This is a genomic window from Tabrizicola sp. YIM 78059, assembly GCF_004959785.1.
GTDB lineage: Bacteria > Pseudomonadota > Alphaproteobacteria > Rhodobacterales > Rhodobacteraceae > Tabrizicola > Tabrizicola caldifontis.
Genome location: NZ_SJZH01000047.1, coordinates 1 through 1401, shown reverse-complemented (window position 1 = coordinate 1401; position 1401 = coordinate 1). Strand labels below are relative to the sequence as shown.

The following is a 1401-nucleotide window of genomic DNA, read 5'->3' as shown; positions in this document are numbered from 1 at the left end:
GAGATAAGCGCATGATCCTGAACGATAATCGGAGCCGCAGATGCAGGGCATGAGCGAGCGCCAGTACGCCGCGCATGTCGGGCTGTCGCGGGGCGCAATCCAGAAGGCGAAGACGGCCGAGCGGCTGGTCCTCCATCCCGACGGCAGCATCGACGCGGCGGCCAGCGACGCCCGGCGGGCCGAGACGACCGACCTGTCGAAGAGCAGGCCGAAGGCCGCAGCCGGCTCCGGCGGCATGAAGCCCGTGCCGGCAGCGGCCATCGCGGCCGTGGGCGAGACGCTCCGCGAGAGCGGCGTCTCCGTTCCGGAGGTCGGCGAAGGCGCGACCTACATGAAGGCGAGGACGGCCAACGAGATCATGAAGGCGCAGGAGCGGAAGCTCCGGCTCCAGAAGCAGAAGGGCGAACTCGTCGATCGCATGCGCGCCGAACGGCTGGTGTTCCGGCTTGCGCGCGAGGAGCGAGAGGCCTGGGTGACCTGGCCCGCGCGCGTCGCCGCGATGATGGCGGCGGAACTGCAGGCAGAGATCGGGGACGGGAACAGGGTGGAGGCGGCGCTGATGCAGAAGGTTCTGGAGACCCATGTCCGCGCCCAACTCGCCAGCCTCGCGGAGATCCGGCCTCGACTTGGATGACGAGGTCTTCGCGTTCGACGGCGCCGAGGCCTTGCTCCGGTCGTGGTCGCGCGGAATTCGGCCCGATCCGGACCTGACCGTCTCGGAATGGGCGGACAGGCACCGGATGCTCTCGGGGCGCGCCTCGGCAGAACCGGGGCGGTATCGGACGGTGCGCACGCCCTACATGCGCGAGATCATGGACCGGCTGAGCCCCGGCGATCCCACGCAGCGGGTCGTGTTCATGAAGGCCGCGCAGGTCGGCGCGACCGAGGCCGGGAACAACTGGATCGGGTTCGCGATCCACCAGGCGCCCGGCCCGATGCTGGCCGTCCAGCCCACGGTCGAGCTGGCCAAGCGCAACTCTCGCCAGCGGATCGACCCGTTGATCGACGAAAGCCCCGAGCTGCGGGAGCGGGTGAAGCCCGCGCGCTCCCGCGATGCGGGCAACACGATGCTGTCCAAGGAATTCGCAGGCGGCATCCTGATCATGACGGGGGCGAACTCGGCGGTGGGTCTGCGCTCGACGCCTGCACGCTACATCTTCCTCGACGAGGTCGACGCCTATCCGGCTTCGGCCGACGAGGAAGGCGATCCGGTCACGCTGGCCGAGGCCCGATCCCTGACCTTCGCCCATCGGCGCAAGGTGTTCCTGGTCTCGACGCCCACCATCCGGGGGCTGAGCCGGATCGAACGGGAATACGAGGCGAGCGATCAGCGGCGGTTCTTTGTGCCGTGCCCGCATTGCGGTGCGATGCAGTGGCTGAAGTTCGACCGGCTGCGCTGGC

General features: G+C 69.2%; 2 protein-coding genes. Both read left to right on the top strand.

What is annotated here, in order from left to right; translation table 11 throughout:
• Window positions 1–40 precede the first annotated feature (40 nt).
• Window positions 41–634 (top strand): hypothetical protein, encoded by a 594-nt coding sequence (locus EZM81_RS17925; RefSeq protein WP_136646727.1) that lies wholly within the window; start codon window positions 41–43, stop codon window positions 632–634.
• Window positions 582–1401, top strand: an 820-nt coding sequence (locus EZM81_RS17920; RefSeq protein WP_211195451.1) for a phage terminase large subunit family protein, incomplete at its 3' end; no start/stop codon positions are given. The genes EZM81_RS17925 and EZM81_RS17920, both read left to right, overlap by 53 nt.

Coding starts and splice junctions, on each gene's coding strand:
- EZM81_RS17925 (WP_136646727.1), top strand. CDS start 41: ATGCAGGGCATGAGCGAGCGCCAGTACGCCGCGCATGTCGGGCTGTCG.